This window comes from Novosphingobium olei, assembly GCF_012927405.1.
GTDB lineage: Bacteria > Pseudomonadota > Alphaproteobacteria > Sphingomonadales > Sphingomonadaceae > Novosphingobium > Novosphingobium olei.
Genome location: NZ_JABBGM010000001.1, coordinates 233,127 through 254,669 on the forward strand (window position 1 = coordinate 233,127; position 21,543 = coordinate 254,669).

General features: G+C 66.4%; 15 protein-coding genes. 9 read left to right on the forward strand and 6 right to left on the reverse strand.

What is annotated here, in order from left to right; all coding sequences use genetic code 11:
* The first annotated feature begins 34 nt into the window (after window positions 1-34).
* A complete protein-coding gene (locus HHL27_RS01050) occupies window positions 35-1,255 on the forward strand; it encodes an FAD-binding domain-containing protein (protein WP_169491528.1) in 1,221 nt (406 codons plus the stop codon).
* A 5-nt stretch (window positions 1,256-1,260) separates the two neighbouring features.
* Here the strand turns inward: HHL27_RS01050 and HHL27_RS01055 are convergent, their stop codons facing one another.
* The 4 genes from HHL27_RS01055 to HHL27_RS01070 form a co-directional block, all read right to left on the reverse strand.
* The gene (locus HHL27_RS01055) at window positions 1,261-2,142 is read right to left on the reverse strand and encodes an ROK family protein (RefSeq protein ID WP_169491529.1); all 882 of its coding nucleotides are present in this window, start codon (window positions 2,140-2,142) and stop codon (window positions 1,261-1,263) included.
* Between the two features lie 17 nt (window positions 2,143-2,159).
* On the reverse strand, window positions 2,160-3,263 hold the full coding sequence (locus tag HHL27_RS01060; protein WP_169491530.1) for a glycoside hydrolase family 68 protein: 1,104 nt from the start codon (window positions 3,261-3,263) through the stop codon (window positions 2,160-2,162).
* A gap of 90 nt (window positions 3,264-3,353) precedes the next feature.
* Window positions 3,354-5,834: a TonB-dependent receptor gene (locus HHL27_RS01065; protein ID WP_169491531.1), complete on the reverse strand. Its 2,481-nt coding sequence runs from the start codon at window positions 5,832-5,834 to the stop codon at window positions 3,354-3,356.
* Between the two features lie 168 nt (window positions 5,835-6,002).
* Entirely contained in the window at window positions 6,003-6,983 is a 981-nt protein-coding gene (locus tag HHL27_RS01070; RefSeq protein ID WP_169492056.1) for a substrate-binding domain-containing protein, read from the reverse strand.
* A gap of 299 nt (window positions 6,984-7,282) precedes the next feature.
* Between HHL27_RS01070 and HHL27_RS01075 the strand changes: the two genes are divergently transcribed.
* Genes HHL27_RS01075 through HHL27_RS01085 form a run of 3 tightly spaced genes read left to right on the forward strand, consistent with a single transcriptional unit; the run spans window position 7,283 to window position 13,036 of the window.
* Entirely contained in the window at window positions 7,283-10,396 is a 3,114-nt protein-coding gene (locus HHL27_RS01075; RefSeq protein ID WP_169491532.1) for a response regulator, read from the forward strand.
* Window positions 10,381-11,259, forward strand: coding sequence for a CheR family methyltransferase (locus tag HHL27_RS01080; RefSeq protein WP_420874022.1), 879 nt, complete (start codon window positions 10,381-10,383; stop codon window positions 11,257-11,259). The genes HHL27_RS01075 and HHL27_RS01080 overlap by 16 nt, the downstream gene beginning before the upstream one ends.
* The gene (locus HHL27_RS01085; RefSeq protein ID WP_169491534.1) at window positions 11,246-13,036 is read left to right on the forward strand and encodes a response regulator; all 1,791 of its coding nucleotides are present in this window, start codon (window positions 11,246-11,248) and stop codon (window positions 13,034-13,036) included. Before HHL27_RS01080 ends, HHL27_RS01085 begins: the two co-directional genes overlap by 14 nt.
* 99 nt (window positions 13,037-13,135) lie before the next feature.
* Here HHL27_RS01085 and HHL27_RS01090 read toward each other — a convergent pair whose 3' ends face one another.
* Entirely contained in the window at window positions 13,136-14,434 is a 1,299-nt protein-coding gene (locus HHL27_RS01090) for a nucleotide sugar dehydrogenase (protein ID WP_338114790.1), read from the reverse strand.
* A 196-nt stretch (window positions 14,435-14,630) separates the two neighbouring features.
* On the opposite strand from HHL27_RS01090, the gene bioB reads away from it, so the two are divergent.
* The 4 genes from bioB to HHL27_RS01110 are packed head-to-tail and all read left to right on the forward strand — an operon-like array spanning window position 14,631 to window position 18,746.
* Window positions 14,631-15,719, forward strand: coding sequence for a biotin synthase BioB (gene bioB, locus HHL27_RS01095; protein ID WP_240959235.1), 1,089 nt, complete (start codon window positions 14,631-14,633; stop codon window positions 15,717-15,719).
* Window positions 15,716-16,879 (forward strand): 8-amino-7-oxononanoate synthase, encoded by a 1,164-nt coding sequence (locus HHL27_RS01100; RefSeq protein ID WP_338114791.1) that lies wholly within the window; start codon window positions 15,716-15,718, stop codon window positions 16,877-16,879. Before bioB ends, HHL27_RS01100 begins: the two co-directional genes overlap by 4 nt.
* Window positions 16,876-17,496, forward strand: a complete 621-nt coding sequence (gene bioD, locus HHL27_RS01105; RefSeq protein ID WP_169491535.1) for a dethiobiotin synthase — start codon at window positions 16,876-16,878, stop codon at window positions 17,494-17,496. Before HHL27_RS01100 ends, bioD begins: the two co-directional genes overlap by 4 nt.
* On the forward strand, window positions 17,496-18,746 hold the full coding sequence (locus HHL27_RS01110; RefSeq protein WP_169491536.1) for an adenosylmethionine--8-amino-7-oxononanoate transaminase: 1,251 nt from the start codon (window positions 17,496-17,498) through the stop codon (window positions 18,744-18,746). The genes bioD and HHL27_RS01110 overlap by 1 nt, the downstream gene beginning before the upstream one ends.
* Here HHL27_RS01110 and HHL27_RS01115 read toward each other — a convergent pair.
* Window positions 18,736-19,434: a peptidylprolyl isomerase gene (locus HHL27_RS01115; RefSeq protein ID WP_169491537.1), complete on the reverse strand. Its 699-nt coding sequence runs from the start codon at window positions 19,432-19,434 to the stop codon at window positions 18,736-18,738. The genes HHL27_RS01110 and HHL27_RS01115 overlap by 11 nt on opposite strands.
* Window positions 19,435-19,592: 158 nt before the next feature.
* On the opposite strand from HHL27_RS01115, the gene HHL27_RS01120 reads away from it, so the two are divergent.
* Window positions 19,593-21,515: a methyl-accepting chemotaxis protein gene (locus tag HHL27_RS01120; RefSeq protein ID WP_169491538.1), complete on the forward strand. Its 1,923-nt coding sequence runs from the start codon at window positions 19,593-19,595 to the stop codon at window positions 21,513-21,515.
* Window positions 21,516-21,543: the final 28 nt, after the last annotated feature.

The following is a 21,543-nucleotide window of genomic DNA, read 5'->3' on the forward strand; positions in this document are numbered from 1 at the left end:
GGCGCGGGCGCGGGTGACTCTGCATGGGGTGGCGATGGCTTCCATCGCTCCCCGCCCGGCCGCCCAGGCACAGGGTTTCGCCGAACATCCGGTAACGCGCGAAGCTGCGCTGCTGCGGCTCGACGCGTTCCTGCCGCAGGCCGGGCTGGTCTATGCCGCGCGGCGCAATGAAGAGCACGGCGCCGGGCGCCACCATGCGGTTTCGCGCCTGTCCGCCGCCTTGCGCCGACGGCTGGTGAGCGAAGCCGAAGTCGTCGCCCGCGTGCGCGCCGCGCATGGCGAAAGCGCGGACAAGTTCGTCACCGAAGTGTTCTGGCGCAGCTACTTCAAGGGATGGCTGGAAGCGCGGCCGCAGGTCTGGGCCAGCTGGCGCGGCGACCTGCACCGGCTGGACCTGCGGCTGGGCGAGGACGACGGCTTTGCCGCACGCCACCTGGCCGCCTGTCGCGGCGAGACCGGGATCGACTGCTTCGACCACTGGGTGGAGGAGCTTGAGGCGACCGGCTATCTCCACAACTGGGCGCGGATGCAGTTCGCCTCGATCTGGGTGTTCACGCTGGGCCTGCCCTGGCAGCTGGGCGCGCGCTTCTTCCTGGACCGGCTGATCGATGGCGATGCGGCATCGAACACGCTGTCGTGGCGCTGGGTCGCGGGCCTGCACACGCGCGGCAAGGCGTATCTCGCCGATGCCGACAGGATCGCGCGGATGACCGGCGGGCGCTTCAGCCCACGCGGCCTTGCGACCGTGGCGCGCATTCCCGACGAACCGCCTGCGCCGGCTGCCGCATTGCCCCGCGCGCCCTTGCGCTGGCAAGCGGGCGTGGCGACGGTGCTGTGGCTGACCACCGAGGACCTTTCGCTGGAACTGGAGGCGGCGCTGGGCGATCTGGATGTGCGGGGCGTGGCCGTGCTGGCCAGCGACGGCGCCGTGCCGGCCGACAAGACCGCGCTGGGCGACGGGGTGCAACGCGCCGTGGCGCGCTGGCACTGTCCTTTCCGCGTCTGTTCGTCGGCCGAGGAACTGGCCGCTTTTGCACATGGCGAGGGCGCAGGGCAGGTGCTCACCGGGTTCGCCACGGTTGGCCCGGCGCTCGAAGCGTTCCCCGAAATGAAGCGCGCGCTGCGCCATGCAGGGCTGACGCTTGGGGAGCATCGGCGGGCGTGGGACGACCGCGCATGGCCCCATGCCACCAAGGGCTTCTTCGCGCTGAAGGAGAAGATCCCCCAGCTGATCGCGGCTGCGGGAATTCGCTGAGCGCTTCAGTCCAGCGCGTCGAGCGCCAGCGCCAGCGCGCCCATCGGGCCGGCGCGATCGCCCAGCGCGGGATGGGCGATGCGGGTTGCGACGCTGTCGGAGGTGACGAACGGCAGGTAGCCGGCAAGGCTTTCGAGCACGCACGCACGGATCGCAGGCAGCAGGCTCGCCCGCGCCGTTCCGACGCCGCCGCCGATCAGCACCGCTTCGACCGAGGTCATCAGGAACAGGGTGGCAATGGCATCGGCAATCTCGATGGCTACATTCTGCCAGCCGGGGTGATTGTCGGGAATCTGGCTGCCATCCATGCCGAAGCGCGCGGCAAGGGCAGGGCCGCTGACCAGCCCTTCCAGGCAATCGCCGTGGAAGCGGCACACGCCCGCGAAATCATCGCCGGGTGCGCGGCGTACGCGGATGTGGCCGATTTCGGGGTGCATTGCGCCATGCAGCGGCACGCCGTCGATCACGATGCCGCCGCCAAGTCCTGTGCCGATGGTGATGTAGCACAGGCTGGTAAAGCCGTGCTGCGCGCCGGCGCCCCAGCGATATTCGGCCAGCGCCGCGCCGTTGACGTCGGTATCGATCACCACCGGGCCATCGATACCGGCGTTCAGCGCATCGCGGATCGGCGCATCGGTCCAGTGCGGCTTGGGCGTTGGCAGCATGACCCCGTGCGCAAGATCCAGCGGACCGAACGAGGCAATGCCCAGCGCCGCGATCGGGGCAGCTGCGTGCCATTCGCGCAAGCGAGCATTCGCGGCTGCGAGCGTGATGTCCGGCGTCTGCGTGGGGATCGAGACCTGTTCGACGATCTCGGTCCCGTTCGCCAGCACGAGGATGGTCTTGGTGCCGCCGAGTTCGACGCCTGCTATCCGGGGCTCCGCCATCTCTGCTCAATCCTGTTTCAGGCCTGTTTCAGGCTCGCGTGGTCTCCATCAAGCACGAGATGGAGGAACGGTGCGAAGGTTGCGCCGAAGCGGCGTACATCGCCGCCGCCCCAGTTGTCGACGAAGCTGGTGACGGAAAGATCCGGCAGGACCATCCAGCTGTAGGCCTGCGCCGGCGCTTCGACCGGGTTGGCGAAGACGAGGCCGCTGCCGTTGAGCGGTGTCCAGGGGCCTTCGACGCGATCGGCGACCATGCCGTAAAGCCCGGTGGGGCCGATGGGTCCGGCGGGATCGAACACGTGCGCCTGCGTCGACCAGAACAGGTAGACCTTGCCGCCGTGGCCGACGAGGTGCGGGCGTTCGAGTTCGTTGTTGAGGCCATCGGCCGAGACGATCGGTGGCAGGAGCTGCCACTCGTCCGGGCGGTCCGCCGCTGCCCAGGCGGCGCCGACCACGCCGTTGAAGGCGCTTTGCGATCCGGCGAGCGAGGCGGCGAACGTCAGCCAGTGGCGGCCATCGGCACCGCGGTAATAGGACGGATCGCGCCAGGCCTTGATCGTGCCGATGCCGCCGCCCGCCGTGGTCGGCATGTAGTAGGCGGGATCGAGCGCGACGATTTCGGCAAGGTCGGTCCAGCCGGTGCAGCGGCCATCGGGTTCGAGCGTGGCGCGGGCCGAGAACATGCGCTGTTCGAAGGTGAGTTCGGCTTCGCCGCGGCGGCCGGCGGCGGTGAAGTAGAGCGTCAGCGCGCCGTCCGGATCGGCGATCGCGCTGCCCGACCATTCGCGGCTACCGGGCGAAAGGCCATCGGGCAGGGCGGGGCCGATTTCGTGCCAGGCCCCGTCGGGGGCGAGGCGGAACAGCGTGATGCGGGCGTGGCCGTGGCGTTCATCCGGATCGGGAAAGCGCGGCGCGGCGAGCGCCATCCACACTTGCGACCCATCGTCGAGGGTGAAGGGATGGCCATCGCGCCGCTGGATCGGCCAGGCATCCCAGATGTCGGTGCTGTCGGAGACCCGGGCAAAGTCGCCTTCGCGCAGGAGGGGGGCGCGGTCAGGCTCGACGCCGGCGTTGAGGTAGGCGTGGAGATGGCGGGCGCTCCACGGGGAGGGAGAGGACACGGCGGCTCCTGCCTTGGGTGCGGGATGAATTGAAAAAGGGGTGGCAGGCGCCGCCGAAGGGCATGGCGGCGCCTGCGCTGCGACCCGGGCTCAGAAGGTGTACTTGACCGAGGCCGAGATGGTGCGACCGTTGATCGCGCGGGCGCGGATGTAGTTGGTCGCGTTGTTGGTGATCGAACCTTCTTCCGCTTCGGTGAAGCCGGTCGCGTTGAAGAGGTTGTTGGCGTTGACCGAGACTTCCACGTTCTCGGCCGGGCGGACGTTCACGAAGGCGTTGACCTGCGCATAGGCCGGGAAGACCAGATCGTTGTTGTCCTGGGCATAGGCCTTGCTGGTGCCGATCACGTTGAACCCGACGCGGGCGACATCGAAGTCGAGCGCGGGGGTGAACTGATAGATCAGGTTCGCCTGGCGGCGCGGACGGTTGCCTTCGTTGGCGGGGCTGATCGCGTCGCTGGCGATCTTGGCGTCGGTCCAGGTGGCGCTGGCGCGAAGATCGAAGATGCCCTGGCGGTATGCCGCTTCGAGTTCGACACCGGTTGCCTTGTAGACGCGGCTGAAGAAGCGCTGGCTGGTCGCCTCGTAGTTCTGTTCCTGCGTCTTGGCGTGGAAGCCGGTGACGAACAGCGCGAACGGACCCGAACGATACTTCACGCCCAGTTCGTACTGGTTGACGAAGTTGATCGCATCCTGGCGGCGGACCGAACCATCAGGCTGGACCAGACCGAACAGCAGGCGATCGGCATTGGCGCGGCCGCCGCGGCTGGCACGGGCGAAGACGGCAAGGTCGTTGTTGACGCGGTAGTTCGCGCCCACCGACCACGAGGTGTAGTGGACGTTGTAGTTGACCGGCGAGGCACCGCCGTTGTTCATCACCGACACGCTCTTTTCGACCGGATCGATCACGCCGTTCTGGTTGACGTCGAGCACCGACTGCACCGCACCGGCATAGTCGCCGCGTGCCTTGACGCTGTCATAGCGGATCGAGGCGTCGAAGTTGACCGGGCCGACCTGCGCGCTGAACGCGGCATAGGGCGCGATGATGTCGTAATCGACGTTGTAGCTGCGGGTGCAGCAGTTGCCCCAGAAGGGCACGCCATAGGCATAGAGGCCGTTCGACGAGAGAACCTGGCCGGTGGCCTTGTCGACGACGTTGAGCAGGGCGGCGTTATGGCCCTTCACTTCCATCAGGAAGCTGTCCCACACCCAGTCCATGTCGATCGACTGGCGGGCGTTGTAGAGGCCGGCGGTCAGCGAATAGTCGCCGAAAGTCTTGATCAGCTTGAGATCGTTGGTGAACCCGCCGAAATCGTTGATGTCCACGTTGAACAGGTGGACGCGCATGGCAAGGCCGTTGGCGCCGCCGGTGAAGGCCGAGCCGGCGTTGGGGCCGGTCGCGTACTTGAGCGAATAGGCGCCGGTTGTGCCGCCCGAGAAGCTGCCGTTGGCAAGGTAGTTGCCGGTGCTGTCGGCGATGGACTGCGCCGAGCCGATCTCTGCCGGGAAGGGCGAGACGAAGTTGCCCTTGACCGACTGGTAGCGGAAGCGTTCTTCCAGCTTCAGCCCGTCGGCCACGTCGAACACCGCTTCGAGGCCGACCGCGTTGACCAGCGGGTGCATGCCGTCCTTGAGATCGGTGGTGCGGCGGTTGTTCTGCCCATCGAGGCCGAAGGCGCTGGTGAAGTAGGCGCTCTGGATCGTGTCCGACTTGATGTCGAAACCGTTGATCGAACCGAACTTGGGATCGCTGTTGGTGTCGGTGACCAGCGTGGGCATCGGCAGGTAGCTGATGGCCCGGTCATCGAGGTGCTTGAAGTACAGGCGGACGTAGCCCGAATCGAACTTGCGCGTCAGGTTCGCCTTGATCTGGTAGCCCTGGTTGGCGGTGTAGCCGGCATCGCGCGGGCCGTTGCCCGAACGCCAGAAGCCGCCGACATTGAACGTGGTCTTGTCGTCGATGTGGCCGCCGTAATCGAAATCGAGGCGGTAGTCGCGATAGTCCACGCCGGCCGTCGCCATGACGACGCCGCCGTCCTTTTCGCCGGTGTTCGAGATGAAGTTGATCACGCCGCCCGGCGCGTTCGAGGCGAGCGTCGAGGCGCTGCCGCCGCGCACCGCCTGGATCGAGGCGATGGTCTGGTCGGCGCGCAGGAAGATGTCGGCGTTGCCGAACGCGATATCGCCGAACTGCATGACGGGCATGCCGTCTTCCTGCAGCTGGAGGAACTTGGCGCCGCCCGAGGCGACCGGCAGGCCACGCACGGCGATGTTGGCGTTGCCGTCACCACCGGTCGATTCCGAGCGGATGCCGGGGATCGAGCGGAAGATTTCCGCCGTGGTGCGGGGCGCTGCCTGCGCGATGGCGTCGGCGCCGAGCGACGAGACGGAAACCGAGCTGTCGAGCTTGTTCACGGCGCGCGGCTGCGCGGTGACGACGATTTCGTTGAGGCCGAGCGGATCGGCCTTGGCGTCCTCGGCGCTGGCCGGCTGGTCGGCCGGTGCAGACTGAGCGAACGCTGGCGCGGCGAGCGCGCACAGAGCAACGGATGCGGTGAGCAAAACACGCTTCATGACAATCCTCCCATGCTGCCCGATGAAGGGCATCGGCGGCCGTTGAACGGACCGCTCAAGGGTCAGCTAGCGCCATCAGCAATCGTTTGCAAGTCAAATAGCAATCGTTTGCGGATTGCCCTTAGGGCCATCGTCCGGATGCGCGGCTTTCAGCGCGTGAAGAGCGTTTCAACTCGACCCGCGTTCGATCAGCACGGGGTCCAGCAAGGCGGACGAAACGTCTTCCCCGGCGATTCGCTGCAGGACAAGGTCGACGAGTCGCCGCGCGCCTTCTGCAATGTCCTGGCGCACCGTGGTGAGTGGCGGAGTCGCGATCCGAGCAAGCAGGATATCGTCGAAGCCGACCACCGACATCGCTTCGGGAACGGCGATCCCGTGTTCGGCCGCGGCGGCGACGATGCTCATCCCGATGATGTCTGAGGCCGCGAACACGCCGTCCGGGCGATTGCCGGCGGCGAAGTATTCGCTCGCCGCGGCGAAGCTGCTTTCGGGGGTGAGGTGGATGGGCACGATCTCGGTCGACGCGCGCAGCTCTTCGGGCAGGGCTTCGAGGAAGCCGCGTTCGCGCGCGACGAATTCGGGTGCGTCGATGTTGCCGAAAAAGGCGAGGCGGCGGCGGCCGCGTTCGAGCAGGTGCCGTGCCGCCAGCGCACCACCCGCGACGTTGTCGGTGCCAACTGTCAGGTAAGGCAGGTCCGCGCCCGAAGCGCCCCACACGACCATGTTGCGATAGGTCTTGCCGACGGCTTCGAGTACTGCGCCCTGATTGGACTGGCCGATGACGATCACGCCGTCGGTGCGGCCCGACCGCACGAAATCGTCGAGCCAGTTGGCCCGATCGGGCAGGACGCGCGACATGAGCAGGTCATAGCCGCGTTCGGCCAGTTCATCGGCCAGATGGCCGAGCATCGCGCTGAAAAACGGGTCCGAGAGATGCTGGCCGCGTTCGTGGCCCAGCGGCAGCAGCACGCCGATCGCACCGGTCCGGCCCAGCCGAAGGTTCTGTGCCGATACGTTGAGGCGGAAGCCGTATTCGTCCGCCAGAGCACGGACGCGTTCGCGCGTCTTTTCGTTCAGGGTGCCCTTGCCGGTAAGCGCGCGCGAAACCGTCGACACCGACACGCCGGCAATGCGGGCCAGATCCGCGATGCTGCGCACAACAGGCCTGTCCTGTGTCTGCTCCCGTCCCTTCACGATCCGCCCTTGCTGCTGGAGGTTCTGGTAGGCGTCCTCAATTCGTCGCGCGCAGCTAGTACGAGTCGCTGGCGCAAGATCAACAAATTCCTTCGCAATTCCGTCGGCCGAAACACCCAATCCGTGAAAAGGATGGCAAAGCCTGCCGTGGAGGAGGGAACCATTGCCGCTCAAGAGCGTTTGCCCGCGAAATACCGTCTCTCTGCGCTTTTCGGTCCGCGGCAGTCGAACTCCGACGCGGCAAAAGGAAAACAATGCCCAATCCGCGTGCTCCGGCCGCTGCTCGCTCCGTGCTGAATGTCGCGCTCATCCTGCTGCTGGGGCTTACCTTCGCTGCGGACCTGGTCTTCCCGCTCGGCACGGCGGTGTGGGTCATCTACCTTGTCCCCACGGTCCTTGCGTTTCTGTCCGACCGCCCTTGGGTGCCGGTGGCGTCCGCGTTCGTTGCAACGCTGCTGACGATCGTGGGCTTCCATTTCGCGCCTGCAGGGATCGATCCCTCGGTCGCCATCGTCAACCGGTCGCTCGCCACCATCGTGGAGATCGCGCTGGCGGGGCTTGGCGCGCTGTTCATCCGCTATCGCAACGAGGCGATGACCCAGCAATGGCTGCGCGATGGCGAGGCTGGGCTGGCCAATGCGATCGCCGGCGAACAGGCACTGGACGATCTGGGCCGCGCCGCGCTCGGCTATCTGGTCGAGCGGATCGGCGCGGGCGCGGGGGTGATCTTCGTGCGCGATGGGGACGGCTTTCGCAAGCTGGCCTCGATCGGCGTGCCCGACGGCATCGGGCCGTCGCAGCGGCTTGGCCGTGACGATGGCCTCGCCGGCCGGGCCGTCGCCGAACGGCGCGTGCTGCTGCTCGACAACCTGCCGCCAGGCTATTTCACCTACGGATCTTCCTTGGGCCAAGGCGAGCCGCAGCGCTTGCTGGTCGGGATCGGCGAGGTGGACGGCACGGTCAATGCTGTGGTCGAGCTCGCTCTGCCCGATGGCGGGGCGCTTGGCGGGGCCGATCCCGTCGCGTTCCTCGACCTGATCCGTCGCCAGTTGGGCCTTTCCATCCGCTCTGCCAAGTATCGCGCGCAGTTGCAGTCTTTGCTGGCCGAGACGCAGCAGCAGGCCGAAGAACTGCAGGCGCAGGGCGAGGAGCTGCGTGCCAACAACGACGAGCTGGAAGCCCAGACCCGCGCGCTGCAGCAGGCCCAGGCGGAGCTTGAGCAGCAGCAGGCCGAGCTGGAACGCAGCAACGTGCAGCTGGAGGAACAGACCCGCTCACTGGAAGCACAGCGCGACGAGCTGTCCCGCGCGCAGGCATCGCTCAAGGCGCAGGCAGGCGAGCTGGAACAGGCCAGCCGCTACAAGAGCGAATTCCTTGCCAACATGAGCCACGAATTGCGCACGCCGCTCAATTCGCTGCTGATCATGGCCCGGCTGCTGGGCGATAACCGCAACGGCAATCTGGACGAGGAACAGGTCCGCTTTGCCCGCACGATCGAGACCTCCGGCAACGACCTGCTGACGCTGATCAACGACATCCTCGACATCTCGAAAATCGAAGCCGGGCGGCTCGAACTTCAGCCAAGGCGCGTGCGCCTTGCCCCGCTGGTCGAGAAGATCGCCCAGACGTTCCGCGCTTCGGCAGAGAGCAAGGGCCTTGCATTGCGCGTCGAGGTTTCTGGCGAGGCACCGACCGAGATCGAGACCGATCCGCAGCGGCTGGAGCAGGTGCTAAAGAACTTCGTCTCCAACGCGATCAAGTTCACCGAGCGGGGCGAGGTGGCGATCATCGTCGGGCCGCAGGACAACCACCGCATCGCGTTTTCGGTGCGGGACACGGGCACGGGGATTCCGCCAGAACAGCAGGACACGATCTTCGAGGCTTTCCGCCAGGCGGACGGGACGATCAGCCGCAAGTACGGCGGAACGGGACTCGGCCTTTCCATCTCGCGCGAGCTGGCGCGGCTACTGGGCGGTGGGATCGCGCTCGATTCGGCGCCGGGGCAGGGCAGCACGTTCACGCTGGACCTTCCGGCAGCGTTCGACCCCGCAGCGGTGTTGCCACCCCCGCCGCCGACCCCGCGCCCTGACGCCCCGGCTGCGCCCGCGCCGGTCAAGGTAGCAAGGATTGCTCCGCAGAGAGTTCACGACGAAGACGATCGCGAGGTCCTTTCGGGTGACGCGCGGGTGATCCTCGTGGTCGAGGACGACCCTGTCTTCGCCAGCATCCTGCGCGATCTTGCGCACGAGATGGGCTTCCAGTGCCTGCTCGCCGGGACGGCGGACGAAGGGGCGCTGATGGCGCGGCAATACGTGCCGCACGCGGTGATCCTCGACATGAATCTGCCCGATCACACCGGGCTTTCGGTGCTGGACCGGATCAAGCGCGACACGCGCACGCGGCACATCCCGGTGCACGTCGTGTCGGCCGACGACGATACCCTGCCCGCCCTGTCCAACGGTGCGGTGGGCTATCTGCTCAAGCCGGTACGCCGCGAAACGCTGGTCGACATGCTCGAAGGGCTGGAAGCGCGGATGGACCAGCGCCTGCGCCGGGTGCTGGTGGTGGAAGACGATGTCGCGCAGGCCGAAAGCGTGCGTCATCTGCTCGCCTCGCGCGCGGTGGAGACGATCGAGGCGCACAGTGCACAGGCGTGCCTCGAAAAGCTCGGGTCCGAGACGTTCGATTGCATGGTGCTCGACCTCAACCTGCCGGACATGCCGGGGCTCGACCTGCTCGAACGACTGAGCACGGACGAAAGCGTCGGCTTCCCGCCGGTGATCGTCTATACCGGCCGCGACCTTTCGGCCGAGGAGGAGCTGCGGCTGCGGCGCTATTCCAAGTCGATCATCGTCAAGGGCGCCAAGAGCCCCGAGCGGTTGCTCGACGAAGTGACGCTGTTCCTGCACCAGGTCGTCGCCGATCTTCCCGAACCGCAGCAGAAGCTGCTGGCCAAGGCGCTGACCCGCGATGCCGCACTGGAAGGGCGGCAGATCCTGATCGTCGAGGATGACATCCGCAACGTCTACGCGCTGACCAGCGTGCTCGAACCGCATGGCGCGCGCGTGCGGATCGCGCGAAATGGGCTGGAAGCGCTGGCCGAGCTGGAAAAGGTGGCACGCGGCGAGGCACTGCCGGTGGATCTGGTGCTGATGGACGTGATGATGCCGGAAATGGACGGGCTGACGGCCACGCGCGAGATCCGCAAGCAGGGCCTGTGGCGCGACCTGCCGGTGATCGCCCTGACCGCCAAGGCGATGGCGCGGGACCAGCAGGACTGCCTGGACGCAGGCGCGAACGACTACCTCGCCAAACCGCTGGACGTGGACAAGCTGCTGTCGCTCGTCCGTGTGTGGATGCCGCGATGAGTTCGCTGGCCGAAACATCGACCGAGGACATCGAGCTGGACCTTCTACTCGAGGCGATCTGGCGGCGCTACCAGTACGACTTCCGCAACTATGCGCGCGAATCGCTGCGGCGACGGATGGACCGGGCGCGCACGCATTTCGGCTGCGCAACACTGTCCGAACTGCAGGACAGGGTGCTGCACGATCCGCTGGTGCATCCGACGCTGATGGGCTTCCTGACCATCCAGGTGAGCGAGATGTTCCGCGATCCGGCGTATTTCCGGGCCCTGCGCGAAAACGTCCTGCCGCATCTGCATACCTGGCCTTCGCTCAAGGTGTGGATCGCTGGCTGCGCCAATGGCGAGGAGTTCTGGTCGCTGGCCATCCTGTTCCGCGAGGCGGGCCTTGAAGACCGCACCATCTTCTATTGCACCGACATCAATCCGGCCGCGCTCGAAAAGGCGAAGGCTGGGATCTACGATCTGGAGCGCATTCCCGACTTCACCCGCAATCACCGCGCATCGGGCGCGCCGGGATCGCTTTCGGAATATTACACCGCTGCCTTCGGTGCGGCGCGGTTCGATCCTTCGCTGCGGCGCAAGGCGGTTTTTGCCGATCACAACCTGGCAACCGACGAGGTCTTTTCCGAAGTCCAGCTGGTGTCGAGCCGCAACGTGCTGATCTATTTCGACCGGCAGTTGCAGGACCGGGCGCTGGGCCTGTTCGCCAGCTCGCTTGGGCGCGGGGGCTTCCTGGGGCTTGGCTCGCGCGAGACGCTGCGCTTTTCGCGCCATTCGGACCTGTTTACCGATTTCGTGCCCGAGGAGAAGATCTTCCGGCGCAGCGCCGAAAATTGGAAGGAGCCCCGCGATGCGGCTGCCTGATCCGGTGCGCGTTCTTGCCGTAGACGATGTCGAGGAGAACCTGCGCGCGCTCGAGGCGCTGCTGGCGCAGGACGGGATCGAGGTGGTCAAGGCGCGCAGCGGTTTCGAGGCGCTGGAGCTGCTGCTCAAGGAGGATTTCGCGCTCGCCCTGCTCGACGTGATGATGCCGGGCATGGACGGCTTCGAGCTTGCCGAGCTGATGCGCGGAATCGAGCGCACGCGCGCAGTGCCGATCATCTTCCTGACCGCGCTCGCCACCGACGAGCGCAAGCGCTTTCGCGGTTTCGAGGCTGGCGCGGTCGACTACCTGCTCAAGCCGGTCGATCCGGTGGTGCTTTCGGGCAAGGTGGCGGTGTTCGCCGAGCTGGCGCGCCAGCGGCGCGAGCTTGCCCGCCAGCGCGACGAGATGGGGCTCGTTCTGGCGCGCCTGCGCGCGCACAGCGATAATTCGCCGCTCGCGATCATCGAGATCGATTCCGACCTGCGCATCATCACCTGGACGCGTTCGACCGAACGCATGACCGGCTTTTCGCGCGCCGACGTGCTGGGCTTGTCGCTGATGCAGGTGCCGTGGTTGCCCGAGGAAGCGCGGCGCGGCTTCATCGAGGCGATGCAGGCGCTGCTTGACCGCGGCGAGGCGAGCGAGACCTTGCATCACCGGCTGCTGCGGGCCGATGGCGCGGCTATCGATGGCGAGTGGTACTGCTCCTCGCTTAGCGAGGCGGACGGGCGCGGCACGCTGGCGCTGCAGGTGCTCGACGTTACCGAACGGCGCCGGGCCGAGGAAACGCAGGCGCTGCTGGTGGGCGAGCTCAACCACCGTGTGAAGAATTCGCTGGCGACAGTGCAGGCGATCGCCACGCAAAGCGTGCGCCATGCTGCATCTCCGCAGGATTTCCTCAGCACCTTTACCGGCCGACTGCAGGCCCTGGCCCGCGCCCATTCGCTGCTGAGCGCAGCGACATGGGAAGGGGCGAGCGTAGGGCGTCTGGTCGAAGAGCAGCTTGCCCTGGGCGCCGTAGCCCCGGAGCGGCTGGTGGCGTCGGGACCGGAAGCGCAGCTCGCACCCGAACCTGCGCTGCGTCTGGCACTGGTGTTCCACGAGCTGGTCACCAATGCGATCAAGTACGGCGCACTTTCGAATGGCACCGGCCGAGTCGACGTCACCTGGGAGACGCAGGACGGCAATCTGCTGCTGAACTGGCGGGAAAGCGGCGGGCCGCCGGTGCGCAGCCCTGAACGTTCTGGGTTCGGGACGCGGCTGATCGAATCGAGCCTGGGCGGCAAGGCCGTTGCCCAGTTCCATGCCGAAGGGCTTGAATGGGCGCTGTGCATGCCGCTGGCGCAGGGGGCTTCGTGCGCGATGCCGCCACGCACCGTCACCCGCGCCGAACCGGCTGGTGATCGCCTGCCGCTTGCCGGCTGCCGTGTGCTGATCGTCGAGGATGAGCCGCTGGTGGCGATGGAGCTGGAGATGTTGCTGGAAGATGCCGGCGCGACCCCGCTCGGCCCGGCGACGACCTGCGCCGAGGCGATTTCCGCCGCCGCGCGCCTGCAGCCGCATTTCGCCCTGCTCGACGGCAACCTTCATGGCGAGAAGGTCGACAAGGTGGCGTCGACCTTCGATGCGGCCGGGATCGGCTTCGCCTTCGTCAGCGGCTACGGACGCGAGCACCTGCCCGAGGATTTCCGCGACAGGCCGGTGATCGGCAAGCCGTTCGATCCGGCGCAACTGCTGGCGGTGGCCGGTCGCCTCGCCGCATCGATCGTTGTCTGACTGCGCAAGGAACCGAGTGGCGGTTGGCGCATTCAGGATGGACGTGAGCGCATGATGTAGACTTCAGGGGCGGCGCAGAAATGCTGGCCGCCCCTTTCTTTACAGGCTCCAGTAGCGCTGCCCGTCGGGCAGACGCGCAGGATCGAGCATCGACTTCACGTCGATGATGACACCATCGGGGCGGAGCATCGCCAGCAGGCGATCAATCGGCAGATCGACGAAGGCGCGGTGCGACACGGCGAGGATCAGCGCATCGAGATCGGCCAGATCTTCGAATGCAGACAGCGTTATCCCGAATTCGTGTTCCGCCGCGCGGACGTCTGCCAGCGGATCGTGGACAATCGGCGTGACGCCGAATTCGCGCAGCTCAGTGACGATGTCCTCGACCTTCGAATTGCGGATATCAGGCACGTTCTCCTTGAAGGTGAGGCCGAGGATGCCGACACGGGCCTGGGCCAGCGGCCGCCCGCCTTGCGCCATCATCTTGACCGCGCGCTGCGCGACATAGCCGCCCATCGCGTCGTTGATGCGCCGCCCCGCGAGGATCACCTGGGGGTGGTAACCGAGCTGTTCGGCCTTGGCGGTGAGGTAATAGGGATCAACGCCGATGCAGTGGCCGCCGACGAGTCCCGGATAGAAGCGCAGGAAGTTCCACTTCGTGCCCGCCGCAGCAAGCACTTCGCTGGTGCGGATGCCGACGAGATCGCAGATCTTCGAAATTTCGTTCATCAGCGCGATGTTGATGTCGCGCTGGGTGTTCTCGATCACCTTCGAGGCTTCGGCGACCTTGATCGAGCTGGCCTTGTGAATTCCGGCGGTGACGACCGAACCGTAGAGCGCAGCCAGCGTTTCGAGCGTTTCGGGATCCTGGCCCGAGACGACTTTCACTATTTTTTCGAACGGATGTTCCTTGTCGCCCGGATTGATGCGTTCGGGGCTGTAGCCGAGCTTGAAGTCTGTCCCGCACTTGAGGCCGGACACCTGTTCGATGATCGGCGCGCAGACTTCTTCGGTGGCGCCGGGATAGACGGTCGATTCGAAGACGATGATCGTGCCGCGCGCGCCCGAATCGCGCAGCACGGCGCCAACGGTGCGGCAGGCGCCATCGAGCGCGGAGAAATCGGGGCGGCGGCTTTCGTCGACCGGGGTGGGCACGGTGACGATGATGACCGGGCACCCGGCGAGCGCGGCGGGATCGTCGGTAACTTCAAGCGCGCAGGCGGCCAGCTCTTCGCTCGTGACTTCGTTGGTGTAGTCGATGCCGGCGAGCAGCGTGGCGATGCGATGGGCACTTATGTCGAAGCCGACGACGCGATAGTGGCGGGCAAAGCTGACGGCCAGCGGCAGGCCGACATAGCCCAGCCCGATGACACCGATGGATTCGACGGGTTTGTTCACGAGACGCAGCTTCCCCTTGGCGATCGGCCAATCGACACATAGCGAGCTCTGGCCCTGCCATGCCAATCCTTCGATTGCCTTAAGGCGAGCATTCTCCGCGTTAACGCGGCGATCTGGCAGGAAACATTTTTACGCAAGCATGCCCGGCACTTTTGGATTAAGGGCGCGATGAATCGCTGATTGCAGGGAGATGACAATGTCCGACACCGCCACGCTTTCCGCCCCGGAAGCCTCCGTGCGCGCCGCCCCTGCTGCCGCCGCATCCTCGGTCCGCAACGACTGGACGCGCGAGGAGATTGCCGCGCTTTACGACCTGCCGTTCACCGAGCTGGTGTTCCGCGCGGCCGAGGTCCACCGGGCGCACCACCGCGCGGGCGAGGTGCAGCTGTGCACGCTGCTGTCGATCAAGACCGGCGGTTGCCCCGAGGATTGCGGCTACTGCTCGCAGTCGGTCAAGGCCGAGAGCGGCGTTGCCGCGACCAAGCTGATGGACGTGCAGGCGGTGCTGCAGTCTGCCGCGCAGGCGCGCGATGCGGGCTCTAAGCGGTTCTGCATGGGCGCTGCCTGGCGCAACCCGAAGGAGCGCGACATGCCTGCCATCGTCGCGATGGTGAAGGGCGTGCGCGAGATGGGGCTCGAAACCTGCATGACGCTGGGCATGCTGGACGAAGGCCAGGCTGCGCAGCTCGCCGACGCAGGGCTCGATTATTACAACCACAACATCGACACATCGCCCGAACGCTATGGCGAAGTGATCACCACCCGCACGTTCGCCGACCGGCTCAAGACGCTCGACAACGTGCGCAACGCCGGCATCAACGTGTGCTCGGGCGGGATCGTCGGCATGGGCGAGACGCGCAGCGATCGCGTCGGCTTCGTCCATGCGCTGGCAACGATGGAGCAGCACCCGGAAAGCGTGCCGGTGAATGCGCTGGTGCCGATCAAGGGCACCGTGCTGGGCGACATGCTGGCCGACACGCCGCTCGCCAAGATCGACGACATCGAATTCGTGCGCACGGTGGCCGTGGCGCGGATCACCATGCCGCTGTCGATGGTGCGCTTGTCGGCGGGGCGCGAGAGCATGAGCGAGGCGACGCAGGCGCTGTGCTTCATGGCCGGGGCCAATTCGATCTTCACGGGCGACAAGCTGCTGACCGCCGCCAACGCAGGCGACGATGCCGATGCGGCGATGTTCGCGCGCCTCGGCCTCAAGCCGATGGAAGGCGAGGAGCCGCTGCGCGCGATGAAGGCCGTGAGCGGTTGCTCGGGCGGGTGCGCGGCGTGACTGGCGCGGAGGCAGAAGCGGTGACGCTTTCCGCCTCCGGCCTGTGGCAGGGGCACAAGGCCGATCTGGCGGCTCTGGGGGAACGGGCGCGATTGCGTTCGCTGACGCCCCGGCGCGGCATCGATTTCTCGTCGAACGACTACCTGGCGATGTCTTCCTCGCCGCGCCTGGCGCAGGCGGTGAAGAACGCGATCGAGCGGGGCGTACCGCTGGGATCGGGCGGATCGCGCCTGCTGCGCGGCAACGATCCCGAGCATGAGGTGCTCGAAGCCGAAGCCGCCGCCTTTTTCGGCAGCGAAGCCGCCCTGTTCTTCTCGGCAGGCTATGCCGCCAATGCCGCGATGCTTTCCACCCTGCCGCAGCGCGGGGACCTGATCATCCATGACGAGCTGGTCCACGCCTCGATGCACGAAGGGCTGCGGCTGACCCGGGCCACGGCGGTGTCGGCGGCACACAACGATCCGCAGGCGTTCGACGACGCGGCGCGCGAATGGCGTGCCCGCGGCAACACCGGCCGCATCTGGTTGGCGTTCGAAACGCTCTATTCGATGGACGGCGATATCGCCCCGGTCGACGCCTTCGCCGAAGTGGCGGCGCGCCACGATGCGATCATGTTCATTGACGAGGCGCACGCCACCGGCGTGTTCGGGCGCGACGGGCGCGGCGTTGCCGGGCACCTTGAAGGACGGCCGGACACCGTGATCCTGCGGACCTGCGGCAAGGCGCTGGGCTGCGAAGGCGCGCTGGTGCTGGGGCCCCGGATCGTTCGCGACTTCCTGGTCAACCGGGGGCGTGCCTTCATCTTTTCGACCGCGCCATCGCCGCTGGTCTGCGCCGCAGTGCGCGAAGCGATCCGCATGCTGGCCGATGAGCCGGAGCGGCGCGAGCGCCTGTCCGCACTGGTCTGTCATGCCGAGGCAAGGCTTGCACCGCTCGGCGTGGAGCCCAGCGGATCGCAGATCTTGCCGCTGATCCTGCACGACGATGCCCGGACGATGGCGGTGGCGGACAAGCTGCAGACCGCTGGCTTCGACGTGCGCGGCATCCGCCCGCCGACCGTGCCGCAGGGCACCAGCCGCCTGCGCATCTCGCTGACGCTCAACGCAACCACGAACGATGTCGATGCACTGGCATCGACACTGGAGGAGGCCCTGAAGTGACGCGCTTCGTCGTTACCGGAACCGATACGGGTATTGGCAAGACGGTGTTTTCGGCGGCCCTGGCAGGCGCCATGGAAGCGCACTACTGGAAGCCCATCCAGTCGGGTCGCGACGATGGCGCGGACCATGACGTGGTCATTCAGATGGGTGGCGTGCCTGCAGAACGTGTTCTGCCCGAGGCCTATTTCCTGGAAACGCCCTGTTCGCCGCACCGCGCGGCAGAGATCGATGGGGTAGCGATCGACCTTTCCCGGTTGGCCCTGCCAGAGATCTCGCCGCTGGTGGTCGAAGGGGCGGGCGGGGCGCTGGTGCCGATCACCCGCAACACGACATATGCCGATGTATTCGCCTGGTGGAACATCCCCGCGATCATCGTCGCGCGCACCAGCCTTGGCACGATCAACCACACATTGCTGACGATCGAGGCGCTGCGGTCGCGCGCGGTGCCGATCCATGGCGTGGCCTTCGTGGGCGATGAAGTGGCGGACAGCCAGATGACGATCTGCGCGATGGGCAATGTCAGGAATCTGGGCCGCCTGCCGCGCCTCGATTCGTTAACGCGCGACAGCCTGACCGCCGCCTTTGCCGAGAATTTCAGCGTCGCGGATTTCGCCTGATGCCCTCGTCCGTCTGGCACCCGTTTACCCAGCATGGCTTGCAGGAGCCCGTGCCGCTGGTGACCCACGCGCAGGGCGCTGCGCTCTACACCGCCGACGGGCGCCGGGTGCTCGATGCGATTTCCAGCTGGTGGGTGACGACGCACGGACACTGCCATCCGCGCATCATGGAGGCGGTGCGGACGCAGACCGAAAAGCTCGACCAGCTGATCTTCGCCGGCTGGACGCATGAGCCGGCCGAGCAGGTCGCTGCAGGCCTCGTAGAAATCATGCCGCGCGAATTGACCCGGGTGTTCTTTTCGGACAGCGGTTCGACTTGCGTCGAAGTAGCGTTGAAAATGGCGCTCGGCTTCTGGTCCAACCGAGGCATCGATCGCCAGCGCATCATCGTGATGGAACACAGCTACCACGGCGATACCATCGGCGCGATGTCGATCGGCGAGCGCGGGGTGTTCAACAAGCCCTACGAGCCGCTGCTGTTCGACGTGGCCACCGTGCCTTTCCCCGAAGGCGATGGCGCCGCGACGCTGGAGGCGCTGGAAACGCATTGCCGTGGCGGCGCAGCGGCCTTCATCGTCGAGCCTCTGCTGCTTGGCGCGGGCGGAATGCTGGTCTATTCCCCCGACATCTTGCGCGCGATGGCCGAGATATGCCGCAGGCACGACGTGCTGTTCATCGCGGACGAGGTGATGACCGGCTGGGGCCGCACCGGCACCCTGCTTGCCTGCGAACAGGCGGGCGTGGTGCCTGACATCCTGTGCCTCGCCAAGGGGCTGACCGGCGGCTCGATGCCGCTGGCGGTGACCATGGCGCGCGAGGAGATCTTCATGGCCCACTGGTCGACCGACCGCGCCCGCATGTTTTACCATTCGTCCAGCTATACCGCGAACCCGATCGCCTGTGCCGCGGCCGTCGCCAATCTGGCGATCTGGCGCGAGGAGCCGGTGCTTGAGCGGATCGCGGCGCTGGGGGCGCGCCAGCAGGCGATGCTCGATCGGCTGGCGCACGTTCCGGGAATCGTCAATCCGCGCCGCTGCGGCACGGTTGCCGCTGTCGATGTCGAGGTGACCGACGGCGGTTATCTGTCCAACCTCGCGCCCCGCCTGATGGCGCTGTTCCGCGAGGCCGATGTGCTGCTGCGCCCGCTGGGCAACACGATCTATGTCATGCCGCCCTATTGCCTGGACGACGCGGACCACGCCCTGATCGAAGCAGCGATCGTCCGCGGCGTGGAGACGGTCAGGGGCTGACCGGAGCCGCTGCCGTTGCAGCCGCAGTCGCCGGCAAGGGCGTGCGGCGGACGGTGAGCACTTTCACCGGCTTTTCGATCATCTGGCCCTTGAGCCCGCCCTCTCCGGCCGTGGGCGAGATCGGCGCGTCCCAGATCTTGCGCACCACGTCCATGCCTTCGACCACGTGGCCGAACGCGGCATAGCCAGCCTGCGCTTCGGGATCCGTGGCTTCAGGGTTGGCGTCCAGCCCGGTCATGTCCGACACCATGATCGAGAAGTCCGCCGTCGCGGTCCCGGGGGCAAAGCGGGCCATCGAGATCGTGCCAGCCTTGTGGCTCAGGCCGGTCTGGCTGGTGGGTTCGTGCGCGATCGGCTTCAGGATCTTGGTGGCCACACCCCGCAGGCCTGCCTGGACAAGACCATTGGGCGGCGTGCCCCAATCGAGATGCATCGAGCGGTAGAACACGATCCCGTCAAAGCGCTTGAGATCGACGTAGCGCAGGAAGTTGGCCGTGGTGATCGGCGCGTGCTTGCCATCAAGATCGAGCACGATCGGGCCGAGCTCGGTCGTCATCGTCACGCGCACGGTATCGGCGAGCGGGATCGGCGCGGGAGCGGGCGTCGTCCGCGCACTGTGACGCGGCGCAGCGCCCGTGGCGAGCAGTAGGAGCGGAATGGCAGCGGCAAGGACGAATCGACGTTTCATGATGTGATCTTGGCAAATCCGCATGGGCTTTTCCAAGCCGGAAGCGGCTCATGGTTAATTCCGTCCCAAGGGAAGACCCGCAGTCCGGCGCTTACCTGTCCCTGACGCGGCGGCCCTATTTCCCAAGCATCTGGAAGCATTTGCGCTTGGGACATGGAATGATTCGTTTCAACATATCAACAAAGCTCATCTCAGCGTTTGCCTTCCTCCTCGCAGTCATGACGGCGATGGGGCTGTTCGCCATCGACCAGATGGCCGAAGTCAACCGCACTTCAACCGAACTGCGCACGCGCTGGTTGCCTGCCTCGCAGAACCTTGGCGATATCCACGCCTACATTTCCCAATACCGCATCAAGCAGACCGACCTTGTCGCGGCACCTTCACCGCGTACCGAAAAGCTGGCCCGCAATGCCGGCGCGGTTATCGACGGCCTGATCGCGGACTACGGCAAGCTCGGGGTCGGTGGTGACCAGAAGGTTGCCTTCGACCAGTTTGCGACCGCCTGGCAGGCCTATGCTGCCCAGAGCGAGACGCTGTTCCAGAAGGCCAAGTCAGGCGACCCGACGACCAAGGATATGCTCGACGGCGAAACGCTGGATGCGTTCTACAACCTTGAAGACAATGTTCTTCGGCTGATCGAACTCAATACCAAGGGCGCATCGGCCGTGTCGGCGCGCAGCGATCGTCTGTTCGCCCGCTCGCGCACCTTCATGCTGGCAGCGATCGGTGCGGGGCTGGCCAGCGCGGTGATTCTGCTGGTGCTACTGATGCAGAACATTGCCCGCCCCCTCAACCGGATGAGCGATGCCGTCGGACGCTTGATCAGCGGAGACCACGCGGTTGCCGTGCCCGGCCTGTCGCGTTCGGACGAAATCGGCAACCTCGCGCGGGCACTCGATCGCTTCAAGGACCTGTTTGCTGCCGACCACGCGCGCGCTGAAGCGGAAAAGGAGCGCACCGCCGCCACGCAAGCGACGATCGCCGCGATCGGCGGAGGCCTTTCGGCACTCGCCCAGGGCGACCTTATGTATCGCGTCCCCGAGAATGGAACCGGGGAATTCGCCAAGCTTCACGCCGACTACAACGCAGCCGTTGCCGCACTGTCGGGCGTGCTGGGCCAGATCGCCGAAGGCTGCACCACGATCAAGCTTGGCACGACCGAGATTGCCGCTGCCGCGTCCGATCTTTCGGATCGCAGCGAGCAGCAGGCAAGTTCATTGGCCGAAACGGCGCGCACGCTCGCCGAATTCACCGGAACCGTGAAGATAACCGCCGACAATGCGCGCCAGACCAGCGGTCGGCTTGCCGTGGCGCGTGATACGGCCGGACGGGTCGAGGACATCGCCCGTCGTGCCGTCGATGCCATGCGCAGCATCGAGGAATCCTCGCGCCAGATGGCCGAGATCGTCAACGTGATCGATGGCATCGCCTTCCAGACCAACCTGCTTGCTCTCAACGCAGGCGTCGAAGCGGCGCGCGCCGGGGAATCCGGCAAGGGCTTCGCGGTGGTCGCCAACGAAGTGCGCGCCCTGGCGCAGCGATCGGCCGATGCGGCAAAGGACATCAAGGCGCTGATCGGTACCAGCACCGATCAGGTCGGCGGAGGCGTCTCGCTCGTCGAAAGCAGCGGCGACGCACTGCGCCAGATCGTCGGCGAAGTCGCTGCCGTGTCCAACCTTGTCGAGGAGATCGCCGAGGCTGCCGAGAAGCAGGCGACCGGCATTGCCGACATTTCCGCCATGGTCGCGGCGATGGACTCTTTCACCCAGCAGAATGCGGCAATGGTCGAGGAAACCTCGGCGGGTACGCGCAACCTGTCAGTCGAGACCGAAAGCCTGGTGCAGCAGGTGGCGCGCTTCCGCGTGGGCGCCGACGCCATGCGACGCTCCGATCCGGTCCAGCCGGTCCCGGCTGCGGTGCCGGCGCGGGCCTCCGCACATCCGCCTGTCGAGGCCTTTATCGAACCAGCGCCCGCTGCGCGGATCGCCTCGGTGCCCCGTACCCCGAGCTCGGGCTCCGCGCCGAGCTTCGAGGGAAGCGCCGCGCGCCAGCTCGACGCCGAAGATTGGTCCGAATTCTGACCCGCCCTTCATTTCAACCCAAGCCAGC